Here is a 21,644-nt window from a genome sequence, read left to right as displayed (position 1 = left end):
ATGCTGTTCCGCTTTTAGCCCGTCAGCCCTCCGGCGCCACGCGGACGACGGCGCGTCGCACCACCAGGAGCCGCCCCATCTGCGCCCGGTAGCGCTGCACCCCGAACCGCTCCGCCGCGTCCAGGCGCCCGGCCTCCGCGAGCGCCGACGCGCGCACCGGGTCGTCGATCAGCTCCGCGACCGCCCCGGCGAGAGCGGCCGGGTCGTCGGGTGGCACGAGCAGGCCGGTCTCCCCGTCGCGCACGATCTCCGCGAGCCCCTGGGTGCGGCTCGCGACCACGGGCCGCCCGGCGAGCATCGCCTGGACCGCCACGTTCCCGAAGGGCTCCACCCGCGAGGGCACAACGACGACGTCGGCCCGGGCGAACCACTCCCACGGGTCGGCGTACCCCACGAGCTGCACCGCCCCGGCCAGGTCGGCCTCGTCGGCCCGCGCCCGGAGCTGCTCCTCGAACCACTCGTACCCGGCGAACACCGACCCGCACAGCGTCAGCCGCACGTCCCGGCCCGCTCGCCGCAGCAACGCCACGGCCTCGAGCGCCACGTCATTGCCCTTGCGCGGGGACAGGCGGCCCACGAGCACCACCCGAACCGGGTCGGACGCCGAGCCGGTGCCGGTGTTCGCACCCGGGGACGGCGCCGCATCGCCGCCGCCGGCCAGCGCCGGCACGCCGTTGTAGACCACCCGCGTGCGCTGCCTAAGGACGGGCAGCGCCGACACAACGACGTCGCGCGCCGCCGTCGAGTTCACCACGACGTCCCGGGCGAGCAGCAGCGGGGCCGCGAGCCCGACCCGGAGGATCCACGGCGCGTCGGCCTCCGCCTCGTGCACGTGGCACACGGGGGCGACGCCGGCGAGCCGCGCCGCGACCAGCCAGGCCGGGATGGTGAGGGTGTTGACCAGGACGGCGTCGGGCTGCACCCGCCGGATCAGCCGCACCATCGGGCCGAGCGCCCGCAGCGTGCGGACCCCCAGGCCGACGATGCCCCGCGGCGTCAGGTGCGCCTTGCGCAGCACCGGCGCGTCGAGCACCTCGACGCGCGCACCCACGCCGCGCAGCAGCTCGGCGAGCGGCCCATCCCCGGGCAGCACCACCACGACGTCGGCGCCGACTTCGACACATCCCGCCGCGGTCTCGACCAGCTGGAGATCGGAGCCGTAAAGCTCCACCGAGGCGTGCGCGAGCAGAACGGTCGTCATGTCCGTCAACTGTGCCAGCCAGGTACCGGACGGGCACCAAGCAGGGGGTCTTGGACCGGGTGAACTCCGCCCGCTGGGGTTCTATGGGCGAAATATGGTTTCAACTCGGGAACTCGCCCGCCCAAGAGGTGAAAATTGAGAAGTACCGGGTGAGTTCTGGGGGTTCAAGGGGCATTGTCCGTCGCTTCACCGTAACGTTGCGTTCAGCCGCGAACAGCCGCGCCGTCCGCCCCGACCATGCGAAGCGACGGTTTTCGTCCAGGCAATCCCACCCGGCATGAAGGGGTCGAACTTGAGCGCTCAATCGGTTGACGGCGGGCTGCCTCTGCTCTTTCCGGTGCAGCACCGGACGCCGGTCGAGGCCTCCCCCGACGGCGCCCAAGGGGTCCCCGAAGCCCACGCCGGACCGCGCCTGGTCGCGGCGCCGCGGGCGCGGACCGGCTGGCAGGCCGGGTACCAGGCACGGCTCCGGCTCACCGACACCATGGTGGTCGGCGCCACCCTGATCGCGGCGTACGGGTCGCAGCTCGTGTTCGGCGCCACGCCGCAGGGGTCCCTCGGCCTCCCGCTGCACGCGGCCGCCGCTCTGCTGCTGGCCACGGTCTGGCTCGCCGCGCTGGCCACCAACCGTTCGTACGACGCGCGCTTTTTCGGCCGCGGCATGTCCGAGTACCAGCGTGTCCTCGACGCGACCTGGAAGTCGTTCAGCCTGATCGTCCTGATCGCCTGGGTGACCAACTACTCCGAGGCGCGTCCCCTGCTGCTCGTCGCCTTCCCCCTCGGCATGGTCGGCCTCGTCGCGTCGCGGTATGCCTGGCGGCAGCACCTGCTGCGCCAGCGGCGCCGCGGTGACGGCGGCCTGACCATCCTGCTGGCGATCGGGAGCAGGGAGCAGGCCGCGCGCCTGATCCGGCTGCTGAACGGCGCGCCGGAGCAGGAGTTCGTAGTGGTCGGCGCGTGCGTGCCGTCCGGCGCGCTGAGGCCCGACGAGACGATCAGCGGGGTCCCCGTCCTCGGCGACCTCAGCGACGTCGGGCAGACCGCGCACGAGATCGGGGCCGGCGCGGTGGCAGTGAGCAGCTCGCACGAGATCACCGCCGACGACGTGCGACAGCTGGGCTGGGAGCTCGAACGCCACGGCGTGGACCTGATGCTCACGGCCGAGCTGGCCGACGTCGCCGTCCCCCGGATCACGGTCTCCCCCGCCCCGGGGATGTCCCTGCTGCACGTGGACACGCCCCGGTTCGTGGGCGCCAAGTTCTCCGTGAAGCAGGTCATGGACTGGGGCCTGACCGCCCTGCTCACGATCCTGGTCTCACCGCTCCTGCTGGCCATCACGGTGGCCGTGGCGACGACCAGCCAGGGGCCCGTGTTCTACCTGTCGCACCGCGTCGGCCGCAACGGGCGCACGTTCCCCATGGTCAAGTTCCGCACCATGTACGTCGGCGCCGACCGCGACGTCGTCTCGCTGGCCGCCGCCAACGAGGGGTCCGGCCCCCTGTTCAAGATGCGGGCCGACCCGCGTGTCACCCGCGTCGGGCGCTTCCTGCGCCGGTACTCGCTCGACGAGCTGCCCCAGCTCTTCAACGTCCTGCGCGGGCACATGAGCCTCGTCGGCCCCCGCCCGCCGCTGCCCCGCGAGGTCGCGGCCTACGAGGAGCGCATGCGGCGCCGCCTGCTGGTCAAGCCCGGGATGACGGGCCTGTGGCAGGTCACCGGCCGGTCCGACCTGTCCTGGGAGGAGTCGGTGCGGCTCGACGTCTACTACGCGGAAAACTGGACGCCGTTCCTGGACCTGCTGATCCTCGCCCAGACGGCCCGCGCGGTCCTCTCGGGTCGCGGCGCCTACTGACCCGTCGTTTCGGGCGTGTCAGCCCCGTACGAGGCGCATCGGCGTGTGCAGGATCCCGTCCTCCATGAACTCGGCGCCGTCCGCGACGAACCCGTGCTTGCCGTACCAGGGCGCGAGCGGCGACTGAGCGTCCAGCACGACGTCGCGGTCGTCGCCCGCCGCCTCGATGTGCCGCAGGGCCGCGCGCATCAGGTCGTCAGCGTGCCCCTTGCCCCGCGCGCCCTTGACCAGGGCGACTCGGCCGACGCGCCAGGCGTCGCCGTCGTCGAGCACGCGGGCGGTGCCGAGCACGCGGGTCCCGCCGTCGGACACCGAGTCGGGGGCAGCCTCGCCGAGGCCCACGATCTGGACGGCCCCCGGTTCGAGATCGCGGCCGTCCAGGTCGAAGTACGGGCAGTCCTGCTCGACTACGAACACGTCCTGGCGCAGCTTCCAGACCCCATACGCGATGACAACATCGAGCTGGGCTAGCGGGGCGGTAATGATCTGCACAGGGAAGATGCTCTCATCCGACCGGTAGGTACCGCTTCCACCAGTCCAGGATCACCTCGAAGCGCTGCTGCCGGTGCCGCGGCCGCCCGGACCGCGACAGCTCGTGGTTCTCGCCGGGGAAGACCACCAGCTCCGTCTCCACCCCGTTCCGCTTGAGGGTCGAGTAGTAGCGCTCCGCCTGGGACAGCGGGCAGCGCAGGTCCAGCTCGGAGTGCAGCACGAGCGTGGGTGTGGTCACCTGCCCGGCGACGGCCTGCGGCGACTGCGCGGCGATCTGCTCCGGCGTCTCGCCCACGTACTGAGCACTGAAGAACGAGCCGATGTCGCTGGTCCCGAAGAACACGTCCGGGTCGAGGAACCCGCGCTCCACGATCGCGCCGGCGAACCGGTGGTCGTGCGCGATGGTCCAGGCGGTGAGGTACCCGCCGTAGGAGCCGCCCAGCACGCCCACGCGGGACCCGTCCAGGCGCACGTCGGCCGCGACGGCCCCGTCGAGGAAGTCCAGCACGTCGTGCAGATCCACGGTGCCCATGGCCTGCCGGATCGCCCGGCCGTGCGCCTGCCCGTAGCCGATCGAGCCCCGCGGGTTGCAGTACACGACGGCGTACCCGGCGTCGACCAGCACCTGCGTCTCGTCGAACAGCCCCGCGCTGTAGGACGCATACGGTCCGCCGTGGATCATCAGCAGGGTCGGGTGGCTGCCGGCCGGGTGCTTGTCGGGGTCGGGCACCGCCACCCAGCCGTGCACGGGGTACCCGTCGCGCCCGGTGACGGTCAGCTCGGTGGGGGTCACTATGCCGGCGGCGCGCAGCGGCGCGGAGAAGTCCGTAAGACGGCGGGGCGCGCCGCCCTCCGGACCGGCCAGGTCCACGACCCCCAGGTCGCCGTAGCTGCCCGGGTCGCCGAACGCGACAGCCAGCGTCCCGCCGCCGACGCCGAACCCCGACAGCACGACGTCGCCGCTGGTCAGCTGGGTTGTGACCCCGTCGTCGGTGATCCGGACCACCTGCTGCGTGCCGCGGGTCTCCAGGGCGAGCAGCACGCCGCCGTCCGCCAGCGGGAGGGGCTCGCCGCCGAATGCCTGCGTCTCGGGGTCGGTCAGCCGGCGGGGCTCGGGATCGGCCCAGGCGGACAGGACGTACAGCGCGGCGTTGCGGGCCACGAAGTCCTTGCCCTCGGGGCCGAGGTCCGTCGCGAGCACGTAGAGCTCGCCGCCCGGGCCGAACGCGACCGCGTGCGGGGCGAGCGTGCCGAGCTCGACCTCGGAGCCACCACCAGCCGGGCCGGTCAGCGGCAGCACGCGCAGGCTGTTGCGGAACGCCTGGCCCGCGCCCTGCTCCAGCTCGGCCAGGACGGCGAGCGAGCCGCCGTCGGGCGTAAAGGCGATACCGCTGTGGTCGACGTCGTCGGTGGTCACCCGGCGCGGCTCCGGCACCGTGGGGCGGGGCTCGGCGTCCCCCTGCACGGTCGGGGCGGGCTGGACCACGGGCTCGGCGGTGACGTCGGGCACGTCGACGAGGAACACGTGCTGCGGGCGGTCGCGGTGGTAACCCAGGCCGTTGCGGGTCCAGCTCCATTCGGTGAAACGACGCGGCCCCTCGGCGTTGGCGGCGAGGCCCTCGACGGAGCCGTAGCGCCCCGGCTCGGGCTCCCGGCTCAGGAACGCGAGGCTCTTGCCGTCCGGGGACCAGCGGAAGTCGCTCACCCCGAGCTTGCGGTCGGTGACCTGCACGGCCTCGCCGCCCTCGGTCGGCAGCACCCAGAGCTGCGGCGCGCCCTGCGGCTGCGCGCGCAGGAAGGCGACCAGGGCGCCGTCGGGCGAGAAGCGCGGCTCGGTGTCACGGAATCCGCGGGTGAGGCGGCGGGGTGCATCGGCGGCCTCGCCGGTGGTGTCGGCCGGGTCTCCCGTGTCGGTCGGTGCCAGGGGCACCCGCCAGAGCTGGCCCACGGTTGCGTCGGCGTCGAGGTCGGGCCGGGTCACGGCCACGACGGCCCAGGCGCCGTCCGGGTGGACGGTCGGCCGGGAGACGGTACGGATCAGGGGAAGGTCGGCTGCCTGCATGACCCGGACATTACCCTTGCGAACATGTCCGAAACACAACAGTCCGACGCCCCGACGAGCACTCCCGGAGCCTGGGGCGAGCCGCGCACCCGCGAGCTGACCTGGTACGACCCCCAGCGGATCGCGGCGCAGGTGCCGCACATGTCCGGCGTCGAGTTCCTGGGCCAGATCCGGGACGGCATCCTCGCACCGCCGCCGATCACCGAGCACTTCGGCCTCAACATCGACGTGGTCGAGGAGGGCCGGGTCACGTTCGTCTGCCGGCCCGACGAGTCCTGCTACAACCCGATCGGCACGGTGCACGGCGGCGTCGTGTGCACGCTCCTGGACACGGTGTGCGGCTGCGCCATGCAGTCGGTGCTGCCGCAGGGCAAGGGCTACACGTCGATCGAGATCAAGGTGAACTACCTCAAGGCCGTACGCGGCGACGGCGGCCTGCTCACCGCCGAGGGCACGGTGACCAAGGCGGGCTCACGCGTCGGCTTCACGGAGGGCGTCATCCGGGACGCGAGCGGCACGGTGGTGGCAACGGCGTCGAGCACGCTGCTGATCTTCGACATCCCGACCCCGCGCACCTGATCGGCCAGATGTCAGGTGATGAACAGGCCGACTACCCAGGCGCCCGCCGCGATCAGTGAGCCCGCGAGCTGCACGCCGATCGTGATCAGGGTGGCCTGCAGGGCCGCCTTCGTCGCGCCCCAGGCGGCTGACAAGTCCCGGCGGCGCAGCCACTCCAGCAGGAAGATCGCCCCGACGAAGAAGACGAACAGGCCGATCACGGGGATCACGAAGAAGCCGACGATGCCCGCGATGCCGCCCACGGCCAGCGTCAGCCAGGGCACCTCGGCCTTGCGCACGTGCTTGCCGGCCAGGATCCACTGCGCCACCTCGGCGACGACGATCGCGACGGCGGCGATGCTGAACACGACCCACGCCTCGACGCCGCCCGTGAAGATCGCCCACACGAGGATTCCGCCCAGCACGAGCACCGCACCGGGCAGCACCTGAACGACGATGCCGATCAGGCCGGCGAGGATTGCGACACCAACGAGTACTTCTGCCCAAACGTCCACGGCCGCACACTAGCGGTCGCACGGCGTCCGCCCGAACAAAACGGGGCTGGTCGAACAGAACGATCCAAGCGCGGCGTGTTTATCCTGCTCACCATGAATCCTGCGGTGGCTGGCTACCTGACCCGGCTGGGCCTCGACGAGCGTCCGCCGGCCACGGTCGCGACCCTCTTCGAGATCCACCGCCGGCACGCCGAGCAGCTCCCGTACGAGAACCTGCACACGATGCTCGGCAGCCCGCCGGACATCGACGCGACCGCGACGCTGGAGCGGGTGGCAGCGGGCGGCAACACCGGCTACTGCTTCCACCACAACGGTGTGCTGACCTCTGTGCTCCGCGCGCTCGGCTACGACGTCGTACCGGCGTGGGGCCACAACTGGGACACCGACGCCGAGCGCCAGGACGTGCACGTCGGGCACCTGGCGCTGTACGTCCGCGGGCTTCCGACCGACGACAACCCGGCCGGCGTCTGGTGGCCCGACGTCGGCCTGGGTGACGGCATGCACGCCCCGCTTCCGCTGACCGCGGGCGAGTACCGGCAGGGGCCGTTCGCCTACCGGCTCGAGCTGAGGGCCGGCGGCTGGACGTTCCACCACGACGCCAAGGGCAGCATCGTCGCCGTCGACCTGTTCGACGAGGAGCTGACGACGGAGCAGGAGACGGCCGCGCACCGCCGGCTGACCGACCCGGCCGGCGGCGCATACGCCCGCAAGCTGGTGGTGCAACGGCGCCTGCCCGACGCCGCGGAGACGCTGCGCGGCTGCATGTTCACCCGGACCGGGGCACGAGCCGAGAAGACCGAGCTGACGACGTACGACGACTGGCGCGACGGACTGCTGACACTGGGCATCCGGCTCCAGGGCGTCGACGACGACGCGCTGCGCGCGCTGTTCCACCGCAGCCTGGCCGCGCACCGGGAGTGGCTGGCTACGCGCTAGGCACTTGCGCGGCGTCAGCCGCGCCGCCGTCGGACAATCAGTTCCAGAACACCGCGACCAGGATGTTCACCAGGGTGAGCCCCAGCACGGAGCCCTTGAGCCCCTGCGAGACGTTCTCCCCCTTGCGGACGGCGAGCACTGCCAGCACGGCGACGGCGATCGCGATCACCAGCTTGACGCCGATCTTCGCCATGTCCAGCTCACCACTGCCGAAGGGCCCGGCCATCTCGGCGATCCCGACCATGATCACGCCCGCGACGACGGCTCCCATGGCACCGTGCGAGACGCCCTTGTAGAGGGCCTTGGTCCGCAGCGACGCGATCGACCCGCCGAACACCAGCGCCCAGCTCGCGAAGTGCAGGAACACGAAGACGTTGTAGAGGAACTCCATGGTGGGCAGCCTATCGAGACGCCCCAATCCCGACCGATTCGGTAGGGAAATGCATAGGCAACATTGATGCGAGGTATAGGCATCCACTATGTGGACGTGGTCTTCCGCCGCTCAGAGCCCGGGGTTAACGTCGTCGCCATGACCAAGGCAAAAGCGCGCATCTCTCTCGTGACCACCCGTCACGAGATGCCCATGTGCGCCATGCCGACCAGTGCCTGCGACCGCTGTCGCAGCTGTCTGCTCTGACGCGCCCCTTCGCCTCCGTCACCACCCAGCAAGGTCAGCGCGCGACGCCGGCCTGAAGCGCTGAGTCCCTGGTCATCCCCGGGAAACGGCCTCCTGCGCCCGTACGACGCGCAAACTCCCCCAGCTCGCTCCACGCCCGCGCGCCCCGCATGAACAGGACCCCGCCCATGGTGAACACGGCCCCCACCCCGCCCGAGACCCTCCCACCCACGGCACCCCGTACTCCCGCGAAGCGCCCCGCCCGCCCGAACGGCCAGTGGAAGGTCGACGGCAACACCCCGCTGAACCACAACGAGGAGTTCAAGCAGGAGTCGGACCCGCTGGCCGTGCGCGACCGGATCGAGCAGATCTACGCCAAGGAGGGCTTCGGCTCGATCCCCGGTGACGACCTGCACGGCCGGTTCCGCTGGTGGGGTCTGTACACGCAGCGCAAGCCCGGGATCGACGGCGGCAAGACCGCCACGCTGGAGCCGCACGAGCTCGAGGACGAGTACTTCATGCTCCGCGTCCGGATCGACGGCGGTGCCCTGAGCACCGAGCAGCTGCGCACCATCGCGGGCATCAGTCTCGAGTTCGGCCGCGGCTCCGCGGACATCACCGACCGGCAGAACCTGCAGCTGCACTGGATCGAGGTCGAGGCGATGCCGGAGATCTGGCGGCGGCTGGAGGCCGTGGGGCTGAGCACCACCGAGGCCTGCGGCGACGTGCCGCGGGTCATCCTCGGCAGCCCCGTGGCGGGTGTCGCCAAGAACGAGCTGATCGACCCGACGCCGGTGATCGAGCAGATCCAGGAGCGGTTCATCGGGGACCCGGCGCTGGCCAACCTGCCGCGCAAGTTCAAGTCCGCCATCACCGGACACCCGAGCCTCGACGTGGTGCACCAGATCAACGACATCTCGTTCGTCGCCGTCGACCACCCTGAGCTGGGGATCGGCTACGACGTGTGGGTGGGCGGCGGGCTGTCCACGGCGCCGCGCCTCGCCGAGCGCCTGAACGCGTTCGTCACCGAGGAGGAGGCGCCCGACGTCTGGCACGGCGTGATCCGCATCTTCCGCGACTACGGCTACCGCCGGCTGCGCAACAAGGCCCGCCTGAAGTTCCTGCTGGCGGACTGGGGCGTCGAGAAGTTCCGCCAGGTCCTGGAGGACGAGTACCTGGGCTACAAGCTGCCCGACGGCGTCGCGCCGCCGTCACCCGCCGAGCTGGGCCTCGACGTGCGCGGCGACCACGTGGGCATCCACGAGCAGCACGACGGCCGGTTCTACATCGGCGCCGCGCCCACGGTGGGCCGGGTCTCGGGCGAGACCCTGGCGAAGCTCGCCGACCTCGCCGAGGCGCACGGCAGCAGCCGCGTCCGCCTGACGCCGCAGCAGAAGCTGCTCGTGCTGGACGTCGCCAAGGACGAGGTCGAGCCGCTGGTCGCCGGCCTGGACGCGCTCGGCCTGCAGGCCCGGCCGAGCATCTTCCGCCGCAACACGATCGCCTGCACCGGCATCGAGTACTGCAAGCTCGCGATCGTCGAGACCAAGGCGACGTCGGCCGCGGCGATCACGCAGCTCGAGGAGCGGCTGGGCGACCTGAAGAACCTCAAGCCCCTGAGCCTGCACGTCAACGGCTGCCCCAACTCCTGCGCGCGCATCCAGACGGCCGACATCGGCCTCAAGGGCCAGCTCATCATGGACGACGACGGCAACCAGGTGCCCGGCTTCCAGGTCCACCTCGGCGGCGGCCTGACATCGACCGAACGGGACGACGCCGGGCTCGGGCGCACGGTGCGCGGGCTCAAGGTGACGGCCGACGGGATCGGCGACTACGTGGAGCGGGTCGTGCGCCGGTACGACACCGACCACGACGGCGAGGAGACGTTCGCCCAGTGGGCGCACCGAGCCGACGAGGAGGCCCTCCGATGACGGCCACCGAGGAGGCCCCTGCGTCCTCCCTGCTGTTCTCCGGGACCAGCTCCGGCATCGGCTCGGGCGAGAACCCGCGCCTGGCCCGTGTGCGCGCCCGGGCCGCCGCCCGCGAGCGCACGAGCGAGGCGCGCCGGGTCGCCCGGACCACGCGCCGCCGTCGGACCCCCGAGGAGCTGCGGGCCGTCGTGGAGCGCGGGCAGGCCCAGCTGCACGCCTCGGCCGGGAACCCCGAGGCGGACGCCGAGGCCGTGATCGCCTGGGCGGTGCGCGAGTTCGGGCCGTGGGTCGCCGTCGCCTCCTCGATGCAGGACTCCGTGCTGTCGCACCTGGTGGCGCAGCAGCTCCCGTTCGTGGACGTCCTGTTCGGCGACACGGGTTATCACTTCGCGGAGACGATCGGCACCCGCGAGGCCGTCGAGATCGAGCTGGACGTGAACGTCGTCGACGTGCGGCCGACCCTGACCGTCGCCGAGCAGGACGCCAAGTACGGTCCCAAGCTGCACGACCGCGACCCCGAGGCCTGCTGCGCGATCCGCAAGGTGGCGCCCATGAAGCAGGCCCTGGAGGGCTACGAGGCGTGGGCCACGGGCGTGCGGCGCGGCGAGACGGCGGCACGCGCCAACGCGCCGCTGGTGACCTGGGACGAACGCAACGGCGTGGTGAAGATCAACCCGATCGCCGCCTGGACCGACGACCAGGTATCCGAGTACGCGAACAGGCACGGCCTGATCGTGAACCCGCTGCTCACCGACGGGTACCCGTCGGTCGGCTGCGAGCCCTGCACCGCGCGGCCGCTGCCGGGCGAGGACGCCCGCTCCGGCCGCTGGGCCGGCCGCGACAAGGACGAGTGTGGTCTCCATGTCTGACGCCGAACAGATCTACCCGCTGGGGCTGAAGGTCGCCGGGCGGCTCGTCGTGGTGGTCGGCGGCGGACCCGTCGCCGCGCGGCGCGCGCGTTCGCTCGTCGAGGCGGGTGCGCGGGTGCGTGTCGTCGCGCCGCACGCAGCCCTCGCTGAGTTCGGGATACCCGTCGCAGCCGAGGTCGCCGAGCCCACGGACGGTCCCGGCCCGGCCGAGGTGGAGTGGGTCCGGCGGGACTACCGGTCGGGTGACCTCGACGGGGCCTGGCTCGTGCACACCGCTACCGGTTCGGCTCCGGTCGATCGCCAGGTGTCCGACGACGCCGAGCGCGCCCGCATCTTCTGCGTCACCGCTGGCGACGCGTCCGTGGGCACCGCGTGGGTGCCGGCAGTGGCCCGCACCCCGTTGACCGACGGCGGCGAGGTGACCGTCGCGGTGACGGCCGGCCGCGACCCGCGCCGGGCACAGGCGATCCGGGACGCGGTCGCCGCTCAGCTCCAGTCGGGGGCGCTACCGCTGCGCCGTCACCGGCCGCGGCCGACGACGTCGGCGGACGAGCCGGGGACACATGTCGAACCTCCCGAACGGCTCGGCCGCGTCTGGCTCGTCGGCGGCGGTCCGGGCGACCCGGGCCTCATCACGGCCCGCGGCCGTTCGCTGCTGGCCCAGGCCGACGTCGTGATCGTCGACCGGCTCGGCCCGCGCGCCCTCCTGGGCGAGCTCTCGCCCGACGTCGAGGTCATCGACGTCGGCAAGACCAGCGGCAACCACCCGGTGCCGCAGCACGAGATCAACGCACTGCTGATCCAGCACGCCCAGGCGGGGCGCGACGTCGTCCGCCTCAAGGGTGGTGACCCGTACGTGCTGGGCCGCGGCGGCGAGGAGCTCGCGGTGTGCCGCGCGGCGGGCATCGAGGTCGAGGTGGTGCCGGGCGTGACGTCTGCGGTATCGGTGCCGGCGGCGGTCGGCATCCCGGTCACGCACCGCGGCGTCGCGCGCGGCTTCAGCGTCCTGACCGGGCACGACGGCGCGGCGGAGGTACCCGGCGGGCCTGACCACACGCTCGTGCTGCTCATGGGCGTCACTCGCCTGGCCGAGGCGGCCGAGGCTCTGGCGACCGCCGACCGCCCGGCCGACACCCCGGCCGCGGTGGTCGAGGACGGTTACGGGGAGCGTCAGCGAGTCACCGTCGGCACCCTGGCGAACATCGCCGAGCGCGCCGCGGCAGCCGGCGTCCGCCCCCCGGCGGTCATAGTCGTCGGCGACGTAGTCCGCCTCTCCCCGGCCTGGCGCCACCAAGCTCGTTGAGTGCTGGGTATCTGTTGGCGCGAAGGCCATCAACCCAGCAGATAGCCAGCACTCAACGTATCTCGTCGGCTCGGGCCAGTGCGTAGCGGAGCGTGTCCACGTCTTCCGTCGGGACCGAGATGCTCCACGCCCCCGACCGGGAGGCGCCCTCGACCTGCGTGTACGCCGACCGGTTGAAGAGTCCCCGCGTGGGCGTCTCCGTGCCGAACACCCGGTGCGGTGCGGCGCCCAGCGCGGCCTCCAGGGACTGGACCGAGGCCTCGTCCAGCCCGACGCGAAGCGACACCCGGCGAACCTTCCGCTCCATCAGGTACGCGACGACAAGCACGGCGCCACCGCCCGCGACGACGGCCAGGTCCTCGTTCGCCGAGCGCCGGCGCCGGCCGAACAGCGACAGCAGGAGGTCGAGCACCGTCCTGGAGCCCGCGCTGCGTACTGCGGGAAGAGCCGTCTCCCGGGGCTCGCCGACTCCGGGGTCGAGAACGCGTTCCTCGTGCGCGGCGCGGCCATCGTCAACGGGCCTGTCCTCGTTGACAGCCCAGTCCTGAGGGGCCTGGCCGTCATCAGCGGCACTGCCCTCGTCAAGAGCTTGGTCTGCTACGGCTCGATCCGCTACGGCTTGGTCCGCAGCGGCCAGGTCCGCAACGTTCCGGTCCTTGGCGGCCGGGTCCTCAGCAGCAGCCTGGTCCCCGTCGAGGTCTCGGCCCTCACGCAGGCTCAGCCACAACCACTCCGCCGCCGCGGCAACCGTGACGGTGCCCGCGGCGATCCGCAGGAGGAAGTTGATCGGTTCCCAGGAGTTGGTGGCATTGGCGCTGGTGCTGAGCACCCAGATGATTCCCGCCACCACCGCGACCATGAGGCTGACGAGTCGACGAGTCCGCATTGGACCGACATTCAACCACGCAGGGCGTTTGCTGCCAGCCCCTGGAGGCCCACTAAATCGCCTTATGCACCGCAGGCCGGAATTGTTCACCCGCTCGTTCGCCAAGCGAACGAGCGGGCAACAACGTCAGAGCAGCCGCCGTGCCACCGCCCAGCGCGTCAGCTCGTACCGCGAGGAGAGCTGGAGCTTGCGGAGCACCGCGCTGACGTGCGTCTCGACGGTCTTGATCGAGATGAACAGCTCGCTCGCGACCTCCCGGTAGGAGTACCCGCGGGCGATGAGCCGCATGACCTCCTGCTCGCGCTTCGAGAGGCGGTCGAGCTCGTCGTCAGCCACCGCTATGTCGTTGGCGGACGCGCCGAACGCGTCCAGCACAAAGCCGGCCAGCCGCGGCGAGAAGACGGCGTCACCCCCGGCCACCTGCACCACTGCCGACGACAGCTCGGACGGCGCGATGTTCTTGGTGACGTAGCCGCGCGCGCCGGCGCGGATCACGGAGACGACGTCCTCCGCGGCGTCGGACACCGAGAGCGCCAGGAACCGGGTGCCCTGCGCCAGCGGTTCCTGGCAGCGCTGCACCACCTCGGCGCCGCCCCCGCCGTTGCCGCCGGGCAGGTGCACGTCGAGCAGCACCACCGGCGGGCGGTGCTCGTGCACCCGAGCCACGGCGGAGTCGACGTCGGACGCCTCGCCCACCACCGTCACCCGGTCGTCCAGGGAGGCGCGCACGCCCGTGCGGAACAGGTGGTGGTCGTCCACGAGCACCACGGGTACCGGAAGGGATACCAGCCCGCCGCCCGAGACCGTCGTCTGGCCTGTCATCTCGTCGCGCCTTCCGCATTGGTTGGTGTAGTAGCCAGGCCCGGGCTGGGAGCCGTGGTGGCCCGTGCCCTGCCGTTCTTCTCGGACTTCTTCTCACCGTTCGCCGGCTTGTCCAGCGGCATGCGCAGCCGCACCTCGGTGCCCCAGCCGGACCGGCTGACGACCTCGGCACTGCCACCGCGCCGGCGGACCCGGCCGAGGATCGACTCGCGCACACCGAACCGGTCCTGCGCTATCTCCTCCAGGTCGAACCCCTCGCCCCGGTCGCGCACAAACACCTCCGCCACCTCGTCGGTGACCTCAAGATAGACCGAGACCGGCGGGCTGCCGTGCTTGAAGGCGTTGAGCAGGGCCTCGCGCGCGGCCTGCAGCAGCGCGGAGGTGTACTCCGTGGGCGGGCAGTCGCCCACCACAACCGTCTCGACGGTCAGCGGCGCCACGGCGTCCTCGATCTCGGCCACCAGGTCCTTCAGCTCGGCGGCCACCGACGTGCCGGGCTCCTGCCGGTCGTCGTAGAGCCAGCCGCGCAGCTCGCGCTCCTGGGCGCGGGCCATGCGGGACACGGCCTCGGCGTCGGACGCCTGGGCCCGGATCAGGGCGAGGGTCTGCAGCACCGAGTCGTGCAGGTGGGCGGCGATGTCGGCGCGCTCGGACTCCCGGGCACGGGCCGCCCGCTCGTCGCCGAGCTGGCGCACGAGCCGGAACCACCACGGCACGGAGACGAGCACCACGCCCGCGACCATGGCCACCGATGCGACGGCGGCCTGCCACAGCACGCTCGCCGGTGTGTCCTGGCCCACGAGCATCAGGACGCCGAGCATCGTGAGCACAACACCGCCGGCGAGCCGCAGGAGCGCCGACCGCGACCGCATGCCCGTACCTGTGCCGCCGACCCACCGGTCCCGCTCGGTCGCGTCGACCTGGCTCCACGCCAGGGCGACACCTCCGAGCCCGATGAGCGCGGGCAGCACCCAGGAGGCGACCGGGTCCCAGTCGGCGCGGATCGCGATCATGAGCGCCGCGCTCGACAGCAGTACCACCCCGATCCAGATGTCCCGCACCGCCAGCCGGGACACGGGCCCGGACAGGCGCACGCGGTCGACGAGCGACACGGCGCTCCGGTCCGCGGCGGCCCGGTCCGGGGCGCTGGCATCGGCGTCGGGATCGGTGGCCAGGCGCGGGGCGAGCCGACGGCGTTCGGTGGGCACCGCGCCGTCGTCCAGGGTGGGGACGCCCGCAGGGACCGTGACCCACCAGAACACGTAGGCCACCAGTCCCGCTCCGGCGAACGCGGTGAGCGCGACGAAGCCGAGCCGGACCAGCCACACGGGCAGGCCGGTGTGCGCCGCCAGGCCGGCGGCGACTCCGGCCACCCAGCGGCCGCTGTATCCCGGTCCGGCCTTGCCGGGCCTGCGGAGGGTAAGTCTCTGCTTCACCCCCCGATCGTCACACGCCGCAAGGCCCCTGAATACGCCTGGGGGCGGATCTCAGGGTCCGGCGGAGGCCGAACCAGGGTCGGTTCAGGGCAGGTCCCGATGCCGGATCGGCCGCCCGTCGACCAGCATTGGCATCATGAGCACCGACGAGACGCGTCCCGAGGACGCCACGAGTGAGCCGTCCGCGCCGGCCGACGCCAGGCCGGTCGACCCGGACGCCAGATACTCCGGCCCGGCGGCCAACGCCGCGGCCGAACCAGCGGTCGACCCCGTCGTCGACCCTGCACCTGCGGCCCCCGGGCAGCAGCCCTATCCCGAGACCGGCTTCTTCGCCTCCATCCGCCGCGGCCTGTTCCCGCGGTCCGACCAGCGCTGGGTGGGTGGCGTCGCAGGCGGCATCGCCGAGCGGATCGGCTGGGACCCGCTGCTCGTGCGCGGCCTGCTGATCATCAGCTTCTTCCTGGGCGGGCTCGGCCTGATCGCCTACGGCGTCGGCTGGGCGCTGCTCCCCGAGCGCGACGGACGCATCCACCTGCAGGAGGCGATCCGCGGCAACTTCGACGTCGCGATGCTCGGCTCGGTGGCCGTGTTCCTGAGCGGTTTCGCCTGGGGCGGCCCGCTGGGCTGGTGGGACGGCGGCGACGGCTGGGGCCTGCTCACTTTCCTCTTCTGGCTTGCCGCCCTCGGGCTGGTGCTCTACCTGATCGTCCAGGGTGTGCAGCGATCGCGGGACAACAGTGCCGCGCGGCGCACGGGCCAGGTACCGGGTGCCGTTCCTGGTGCGCCGGGTGCGCCGGGTGCGCCTGGTGCGCCTGGCACCCCCGCCCCGTTCACGCCCGCGCCGAGAGTCGACTACAACCGCCAGGACGGCCTGGTCTACGCAACTGGTGCCGGCCCGGCGCCGCACCGCCAGCCGCAGCCGCAGGCCCCGTACCGGTCCGGCCCGCAGGCGGTCAGCCCGCCGCAGCCGGTCTACAGCCCGCGCCCGCCCCGTACCCGGCGTGGTCCGGGCGGCACCACCGTGGGCGTCACCCTGGGTGTGATCCTGCTGGCCGGGGCCCTGTTCCTGGCCTTCGACCGCCAGAGCTACCTGTCCAGCTCGCTCGAGCTCGTTTCGGCCTGGATGGGCATCGCGACGGTGGCGCTCGGGGTCGCGATCCTCGTGTCCGGCCTGCGCGGCCGCACCAGCGGTGTGCTCGGGTTCTTCGCGATCGTCGCCCTGGTGTTCGGCCTGGGGTACGTGGCAGTCGTCGGTTCCGACGTCCCGCGCTGGGCCGACGACGCCGAAGCGAGCCGCCAGCAGATCGAGGAGCTCGTGACCGACTCCGACAACCCGCGGGCAGCCAGCATCACCGAGGGCACCATCGAGGTGCAGACCATTCGCGAGGCGGAGGACGGCTTCTACGTCCGCTGGGGCGACCCGACCATCGACCTGTCCCAGCTCGACCTGTCCGAGGTCGAGCCCGGCACGCCCGTCGTGGTGCCGATCGAGCTCGGGGCGGGCGCGACGACGGTGCTCGTACCCGCGGACACGGCCGTCGAGGCGAACGCCTACGTCGCCGCCGGGTCGGTCCAGTGGAACGTCGACGACCAGGACCGAGCCGCGAGCGGCCTCGGCTCTGACAACTATTTCGCAAGTGACGAAGTCGGCGATGACGGCGCCCTGCTCAGCCTCGAGATCGAGGCCGGCGCGGGCGAGGTCGTCGTGTCCGAGAGCAACTGAGGGAGCCCGCCATGACCGAGCACAAGAACGACGACAACATCCAGAGCGAGATCCCCAGCCGGCCCGAGGGCCAGGACACGAGCGAAGACATGGACCACAAGACCACGAACGATCCCGACACCACCGAGGTGCTGCCCACGGTGCTGCCCGCAGCGGCGACACCGCCGACGCAGGAGATCGCCACCCACGAGGCCGAGACGCGCGAGTTCGCGTCCGGCACCCAGCGGATCCCCGAGGGCACAGCACCCGAGGGTGAGGTGCACCCGGCCTACGGCGTCGCCGCGGCGCAGGTGACGGAATCGGCGGCGGCAGAGTCGGCGGCATCCGCCGTCCAGGACGCTCCCGCGGTGGCTGCTGTGTCGTCCTCCCCCGGCACGGGACTGACCCAGCCGGTAGCTCCGGTCCACCAGGGCCAGTCGGCACAGCAGGGCCGGCCGGCTCACCATGGCCAGTCGGCACAGCAGGGCCAGTCGGCACAGCCGGCGACCCCGGCCACGGAGCGCAGGCGCGCACGCGTCGGCACGGCCGTCTGGGGCCTGATCGTGATCGCCGTCGGACTGGGGATCCTCGCGGTCTCCGCCGGCGTGATCTTCGACCTGGGCATGGCACTGATCGTGCTGCTTGGCGCGGCGGGCGTGATCCTCGTCGTCGGCTCGGTGGTCTCCAGCCTCCGCCGACGCTAGGGCCACCACCGTCGGCAGCTTGCAGCACCAACTCGGCACCTTGCATCGAGGTCGGTCCAGCCCTGGACCGACCTCAGTGCTATCTGCCGACCTCACGGGAAGCTGCCGACCCGGGCGCGGCGTGAGCTGGCGCGCGGTGGGAGGATGGCCAGCGTGCGCATCACCCATGTGTCGGACACCTATCTCCCGCTGCTCGGTGGCATCGAGGCGCAGGTCAGTCGCCTCGCGGCGCAGCAGGTCGCGGCCGGGCACGACGTCGAGGTCATCACCACCACACCCGCCACACCCGGCGCGCACGGGGTGAGCACTGCGGTCGAGGACGGCGTCACCGTGCACCGCATCGCCGCACGCATCCCGGGCGGCTGGCCCGTCCACCCGCGCTCCTCCGCCCACGTCACCGGCCGCCTCCGGGAGGCGATCGCCCGGGGCGATCGCCCCGACGTCGTACACCTGCACATGGGTGTGCTCGCCCCCACAGCGCAAGCCGCGCTGCGGCCCGTCACCCGGCTGGGGCTGCCCGCGGTGCTCACGGTGCACAGCGTGTGGGGCTCGGCCTGGCGCCTGTTCGCGGCGGCCGACGCCGTGACCCGGTGGTCCCGCTGGCCCGTGCGGTGGTCGGCGGTGAGCGAGCTGACGGCGGCGCCGCTCCGGCGCCTCCTGCGCCCGGCCGACGACGTGGCCGACGTCGCGATCCTGCCCAATGGACTCGACCTGGACTCCTGGCGAGTTCCGCGCACCGAACGCGAGGCCCGGCCCGAGGGCGCGGCCGTGCACGTGGTGTCCGCCGCGCGGTTCGCGCCGCGCAAACGCATGCTCCCGCTGCTCAAGGCCGTCGCCGACGCCGCCTCCCGACTTCCGGGCGGCGCCCTCTTCGTGACGCTCGCGGGCGAAGGCCCGGACCGCGCGGCGGCGCTGCGGTTCGTCGGCCAGCACGGGCTGCACGACGTCGTCTCCCTGCCCGGGCGCCTCACCGCCACGGAGCTCAAGCGGCTCTACGCCCGCGCCGACGTCTTTGTCGCGCCCGCCGTCGCCGAGGCCTTCGGCGTCGCCGCGCTCGAGGCGCAGGCGTCCGGGCTCACGGTGGTCACGCGCTCGGGTTCGGGCGTGGCCGAGCGGGTGGTCGACGGCGACACCGGCCTCGTGGTGCCCGACGACGACACGCTGGCGTCGGCGCTCGTGCGGCTCGCGACCGAGCCCGGCCTGCTGGACGGCCTGCTGGACCGAGCCGCGACGCCGCCGTCGGGCGTGGCCTGGCCGGAGGTCCTGGCCGCCACGGAGCGGACCTACAAGGAAGCGGCGGCCCTGACCCGGGGATAGGAGACCTGAGCGAGCCGGTACGCCGCGATCTCCCGATCACTCTTCTCCCTCGCTGCGGCCTCCCACTCCGGAGACGTGGGGTGCTTGGCCTTGACGTCCCGCCAAGTGCTGTGAGCCTCTGTCTTCGCTTCCCCTCCGCTCGCCAACGTGTGTTAACCTCAAATTGCGTGACGCCGTAAGGCCTTACGCAATGCCCTAGACCCTCGCCGAGCGGCGAGGGTCTTTGTGCGTCTACGGGAGCGGAGACGGCTCCCACGTCCAGCGGCGCTTGACACACGGTTCCACGTGAACCCACATCTGCTCGATCGCACGTGCCTGCCGAGCGTCCGACTCAACAATCGCCGAACGACGGTGGTGCATAAACGCAACGAGATCGGCTGCCTGTAACAACCTGCTGTGCTTGGAAGGACCAAAATGGATCGTGTCCACCAGCGACGGCAGCCTTGAACTTCTGTATCCCGGCGTCCCGTTCGCACGGTAGCCACGGAAATTCACACGGTGCCGTTCAGAGGAATGTATCTCGTCCGCGACGACGACCAGACAGTCATCAAGCTCCGTCGCCACTGAGTCGATGTTCTCGAGAAGGTGGCCGAGCACCACGTCGTGCGGTGGCCAAGCGTTCTCTCCGTAACGCTCCTTCTGCCTCGCCACATTCATGCCGCGGAGCACGACATGAGCGCCAGACTTCCCGATCACCTCGAGCGCGCGGCCATATACGTTGATCTGCTGGCGAATCTGTAGTGAACCCCACTCACCGTGCCCGTTGAACAACTCGTGCCCGTGCAGTTCGGCTTCCACGGACAGCGACGTCATCCGCGCGTATTCATCGACGATCGCGTCCAACCCAGTCTCGATCTCAACAGCGGACTGGGAGTCAACGATGACGGCAGCCAGGAAAAAGTAGTCCTTGGAGTAGGACTCATCTACATAAGCGAGGAGCACGCGACGACAGTAGGACAGATCACTCGATGCCGCCCGTGATAAGGCTCGCGCCTGTGGAAAACGCCCACGTCGTCAACACGGCTCTGGTGCGCCGACCGGGGCTCGCCGATAGCCTCCCGAGATGAGCCCGACCGACCCTGCTGCGACGAACCCGGCCGAGTCCTTCGTCGTCCGGGGGTATCGGCGTGCGCGGGGCGAGGTCGAGCCGTACGCGCGGGCGATCGTCGTCGTCGCCGTACTGGCCGTCGTCTGGGCCGTCTGGGCGAGCGGACCGGGCTGGCTCACGCCGGTGTATCTCGTGCTCGCGATCGCGAGTGCGGCGCTCGGGGTGATCGACGCGCACACCCACCGGCTGCCGAACGCGCTGGTGTTTCCGCTGACCTGGGCAACGGCGGTGCTGCTCGCCGTGGCCGCCCTCGGCACCGGGGCCTGGGGTTCGCTCGGCCGGGCCGTCCTGGGCGGGCTCGCGTTCTTCGCGGCCTACCAGCTGCTCTACCTGGTGGCCCCCCGCGGCGGGATCGGGTACGGCGACGTCAAGCTGTCGCTCACCCTGGGTGCGGTCCTGACCTGGCACTCATGGACCACGCTGCTGGTCGGCGTCTTCGCCGCGCACCTCCTGGCTGGTGTGGTCGCGATCGTCCTGCTGCTCGGACGGCGCGCGGGCTGGAAGACCGGCATCGCGTTCGGCCCGTACCTGCTGCTGGGCACCGCGGTTGGGCTGACCTGGGCGCGCCTCGCCGGCTGACCCGGTCACCCGCCCGGCTTGGGTCACCCGTCCGGCGAAAACTGTTTGTGATGCGTCAACGTCTCTGAAAAAATCCTCCTCATTGGAAGATTGGCGATAACAACGTCGCCGGCAGACATGAGGAGCACTCATGACGAAGGACGCACGAGTTACCCCCGCGCTCCGGACCCGGCTGGCGACCGCGGCCTCCGGGGCGTTGCTGCTGCTGGCACTCGGCGCCGCCGCCCCGGCGACGGCACGGACGGCGGTCGACAACAGCCCCACGGACCTGCAGGTCGAAGAAGTCACCTCGAGCTCGCCCGTGATGGTCAGCGACCTGGAGGCAGCGCCCGCGGGCGTGACCGAGACGTTCTACTGCCCGATACACGACGGCACCTTCGGGTGTGACCCGATCCTGACCAGCGGGCTCGTGGTCGCCGAGCTGTACGAGCTCGCCGGGTTCGGCGGGTGGCGCTTCGTCATCTACAACCCGGACTACTCCGTGGGCTGCAGCAGCAGTACCGGTGACCACGAGGGCGGCGCAAACCTCGGCACCTACCAGAACAAAGTGAGCTCGGTGAAGACGTACAGCCAGTGCGACATCAACCTGTTCGACCGCGCGGGCTGGAACGGCGGCAGCACCGGCTTCATCCACGAGGAGGACAGCCTCGTCGGCAGCTTCAACAACTGGGCCGACTCGTTCGCCATCTCCTGATCTCTCAACTGATCACTCAGCCAGGAGCAAGACCGCGGCCCCGCCCCGAACCGGGACGGGG

General features: G+C 71.7%; 20 protein-coding genes. 11 read left to right on the top strand and 9 right to left on the bottom strand.

Features of this window, described 5'->3' with window-relative positions; all coding sequences use genetic code 11:
* Nucleotides 1-22: 22 nt before the first annotated feature.
* Complete coding sequence (locus AB1046_RS20375; RefSeq protein WP_369371101.1) at nt 23-1,201, bottom strand: glycosyltransferase family 4 protein; 1,179 nt, start codon at nt 1,199-1,201, stop codon at nt 23-25.
* 292 nt (nt 1,202-1,493) lie between these two features.
* Here AB1046_RS20375 and AB1046_RS20370 point away from each other — a divergent pair, with 292 nt between their 5' ends.
* Nucleotides 1,494-3,053 (top strand): sugar transferase, encoded by a 1,560-nt coding sequence (locus AB1046_RS20370; protein ID WP_369371100.1) that lies wholly within the window; start codon nt 1,494-1,496, stop codon nt 3,051-3,053.
* An 18-nt stretch (nt 3,054-3,071) separates the two neighbouring features.
* On the opposite strand, the gene AB1046_RS20365 is transcribed toward AB1046_RS20370, so the two are convergent.
* A complete protein-coding gene (locus AB1046_RS20365) occupies nt 3,072-3,545 on the bottom strand; it encodes a GNAT family N-acetyltransferase (RefSeq protein ID WP_369371099.1) in 474 nt (157 codons plus the stop codon).
* Nucleotides 3,546-3,558: 13 nt separating this feature from the next.
* Nucleotides 3,559-5,607, bottom strand: coding sequence for a prolyl oligopeptidase family serine peptidase (locus AB1046_RS20360; protein WP_369371098.1), 2,049 nt, complete (start codon nt 5,605-5,607; stop codon nt 3,559-3,561).
* Between the two features lie 24 nt (nt 5,608-5,631).
* Here AB1046_RS20360 and AB1046_RS20355 point away from each other — a divergent pair, with 24 nt between their 5' ends.
* Nucleotides 5,632-6,186, top strand: coding sequence for a PaaI family thioesterase (locus AB1046_RS20355; RefSeq protein WP_369371097.1), 555 nt, complete (start codon nt 5,632-5,634; stop codon nt 6,184-6,186).
* 11 nt (nt 6,187-6,197) lie between these two features.
* Here AB1046_RS20355 and AB1046_RS20350 read toward each other — a convergent pair whose 3' ends face one another.
* Nucleotides 6,198-6,680, bottom strand: coding sequence for a DUF456 domain-containing protein (locus AB1046_RS20350; RefSeq protein ID WP_369371096.1), 483 nt, complete (start codon nt 6,678-6,680; stop codon nt 6,198-6,200).
* Between the two features lie 93 nt (nt 6,681-6,773).
* On the opposite strand from AB1046_RS20350, the gene AB1046_RS20345 reads away from it, so the two are divergent.
* Nucleotides 6,774-7,616 (top strand): arylamine N-acetyltransferase, encoded by an 843-nt coding sequence (locus tag AB1046_RS20345; RefSeq protein ID WP_369371095.1) that lies wholly within the window; start codon nt 6,774-6,776, stop codon nt 7,614-7,616.
* A gap of 37 nt (nt 7,617-7,653) precedes the next feature.
* Here AB1046_RS20345 and AB1046_RS20340 read toward each other — a convergent pair whose 3' ends face one another.
* Complete coding sequence (locus AB1046_RS20340; protein ID WP_369371094.1) at nt 7,654-8,007, bottom strand: hypothetical protein; 354 nt, start codon at nt 8,005-8,007, stop codon at nt 7,654-7,656.
* 413 nt (nt 8,008-8,420) lie between these two features.
* On the opposite strand from AB1046_RS20340, the gene AB1046_RS20335 reads away from it, so the two are divergent.
* From AB1046_RS20335 to cobA, 3 genes are read left to right on the top strand one after another with little or no spacing between them, the layout of a single operon-like run.
* Complete coding sequence (locus tag AB1046_RS20335) at nt 8,421-10,163, top strand: nitrite/sulfite reductase (protein ID WP_369371093.1); 1,743 nt, start codon at nt 8,421-8,423, stop codon at nt 10,161-10,163.
* A complete protein-coding gene (locus tag AB1046_RS20330; RefSeq protein ID WP_369371092.1) occupies nt 10,160-11,032 on the top strand; it encodes a phosphoadenylyl-sulfate reductase in 873 nt (290 codons plus the stop codon). Before AB1046_RS20335 ends, AB1046_RS20330 begins: the two co-directional genes overlap by 4 nt.
* On the top strand, nt 11,025-12,335 hold the full coding sequence (cobA, locus tag AB1046_RS20325; RefSeq protein WP_369371091.1) for a uroporphyrinogen-III C-methyltransferase: 1,311 nt from the start codon (nt 11,025-11,027) through the stop codon (nt 12,333-12,335). Before AB1046_RS20330 ends, cobA begins: the two co-directional genes overlap by 8 nt.
* Before the next feature lie 52 nt (nt 12,336-12,387).
* Here cobA and AB1046_RS20320 read toward each other — a convergent pair whose 3' ends face one another.
* The 3 genes from AB1046_RS20320 to AB1046_RS20310 form a co-directional block, all read right to left on the bottom strand.
* The gene (locus tag AB1046_RS20320; protein ID WP_369371090.1) at nt 12,388-13,221 is read right to left on the bottom strand and encodes a hypothetical protein; all 834 of its coding nucleotides are present in this window, start codon (nt 13,219-13,221) and stop codon (nt 12,388-12,390) included.
* A gap of 126 nt (nt 13,222-13,347) precedes the next feature.
* Nucleotides 13,348-14,043 (bottom strand): response regulator, encoded by a 696-nt coding sequence (locus tag AB1046_RS20315; protein ID WP_369371089.1) that lies wholly within the window; start codon nt 14,041-14,043, stop codon nt 13,348-13,350.
* Nucleotides 14,040-15,479, bottom strand: a complete 1,440-nt coding sequence (locus tag AB1046_RS20310) for a PspC domain-containing protein (protein WP_369371088.1) — start codon at nt 15,477-15,479, stop codon at nt 14,040-14,042. Before AB1046_RS20310 ends, AB1046_RS20315 begins: the two co-directional genes overlap by 4 nt.
* Before the next feature lie 136 nt (nt 15,480-15,615).
* Here AB1046_RS20310 and AB1046_RS20305 point away from each other — a divergent pair, with 136 nt between their 5' ends.
* From AB1046_RS20305 to AB1046_RS20295, 3 genes are all read left to right on the top strand, one after another.
* Nucleotides 15,616-17,202, top strand: coding sequence for a PspC domain-containing protein (locus AB1046_RS20305; RefSeq protein WP_369371087.1), 1,587 nt, complete (start codon nt 15,616-15,618; stop codon nt 17,200-17,202).
* A gap of 11 nt (nt 17,203-17,213) precedes the next feature.
* On the top strand, nt 17,214-17,885 hold the full coding sequence (locus AB1046_RS20300; protein ID WP_369371086.1) for a hypothetical protein: 672 nt from the start codon (nt 17,214-17,216) through the stop codon (nt 17,883-17,885).
* A gap of 153 nt (nt 17,886-18,038) precedes the next feature.
* Nucleotides 18,039-19,202 (top strand): glycosyltransferase family 4 protein, encoded by a 1,164-nt coding sequence (locus tag AB1046_RS20295; protein WP_369371085.1) that lies wholly within the window; start codon nt 18,039-18,041, stop codon nt 19,200-19,202.
* Between the two features lie 231 nt (nt 19,203-19,433).
* Here the strand turns inward: AB1046_RS20295 and AB1046_RS20290 are convergent, their stop codons facing one another.
* The gene (locus tag AB1046_RS20290) at nt 19,434-20,144 is read right to left on the bottom strand and encodes a DUF3800 domain-containing protein (protein ID WP_369371084.1); all 711 of its coding nucleotides are present in this window, start codon (nt 20,142-20,144) and stop codon (nt 19,434-19,436) included.
* 121 nt (nt 20,145-20,265) lie between these two features.
* On the opposite strand from AB1046_RS20290, the gene AB1046_RS20285 reads away from it, so the two are divergent.
* Nucleotides 20,266-20,889 carry an A24 family peptidase gene (locus tag AB1046_RS20285; protein WP_369371083.1) on the top strand — a complete coding sequence of 208 codons (624 nt, stop codon included), beginning with the start codon at nt 20,266-20,268 and terminating at the stop codon, nt 20,887-20,889.
* 130 nt (nt 20,890-21,019) lie between these two features.
* Entirely contained in the window at nt 21,020-21,583 is a 564-nt protein-coding gene (locus AB1046_RS20280) for a hypothetical protein (protein WP_369371082.1), read from the top strand.
* The last annotated feature ends 61 nt before the right edge of the window (nt 21,584-21,644 follow it).

Origin of the sequence: Promicromonospora sp. Populi (assembly GCF_041081105.1) — a bacterium.
In the GTDB taxonomy this organism is placed as follows: Bacteria; Actinomycetota; Actinomycetes; order Actinomycetales; family Cellulomonadaceae; genus Promicromonospora.
Note: the sequence above shows the minus strand (reverse complement) of the source record. Positions and strands in the feature narration are given on the sequence as shown.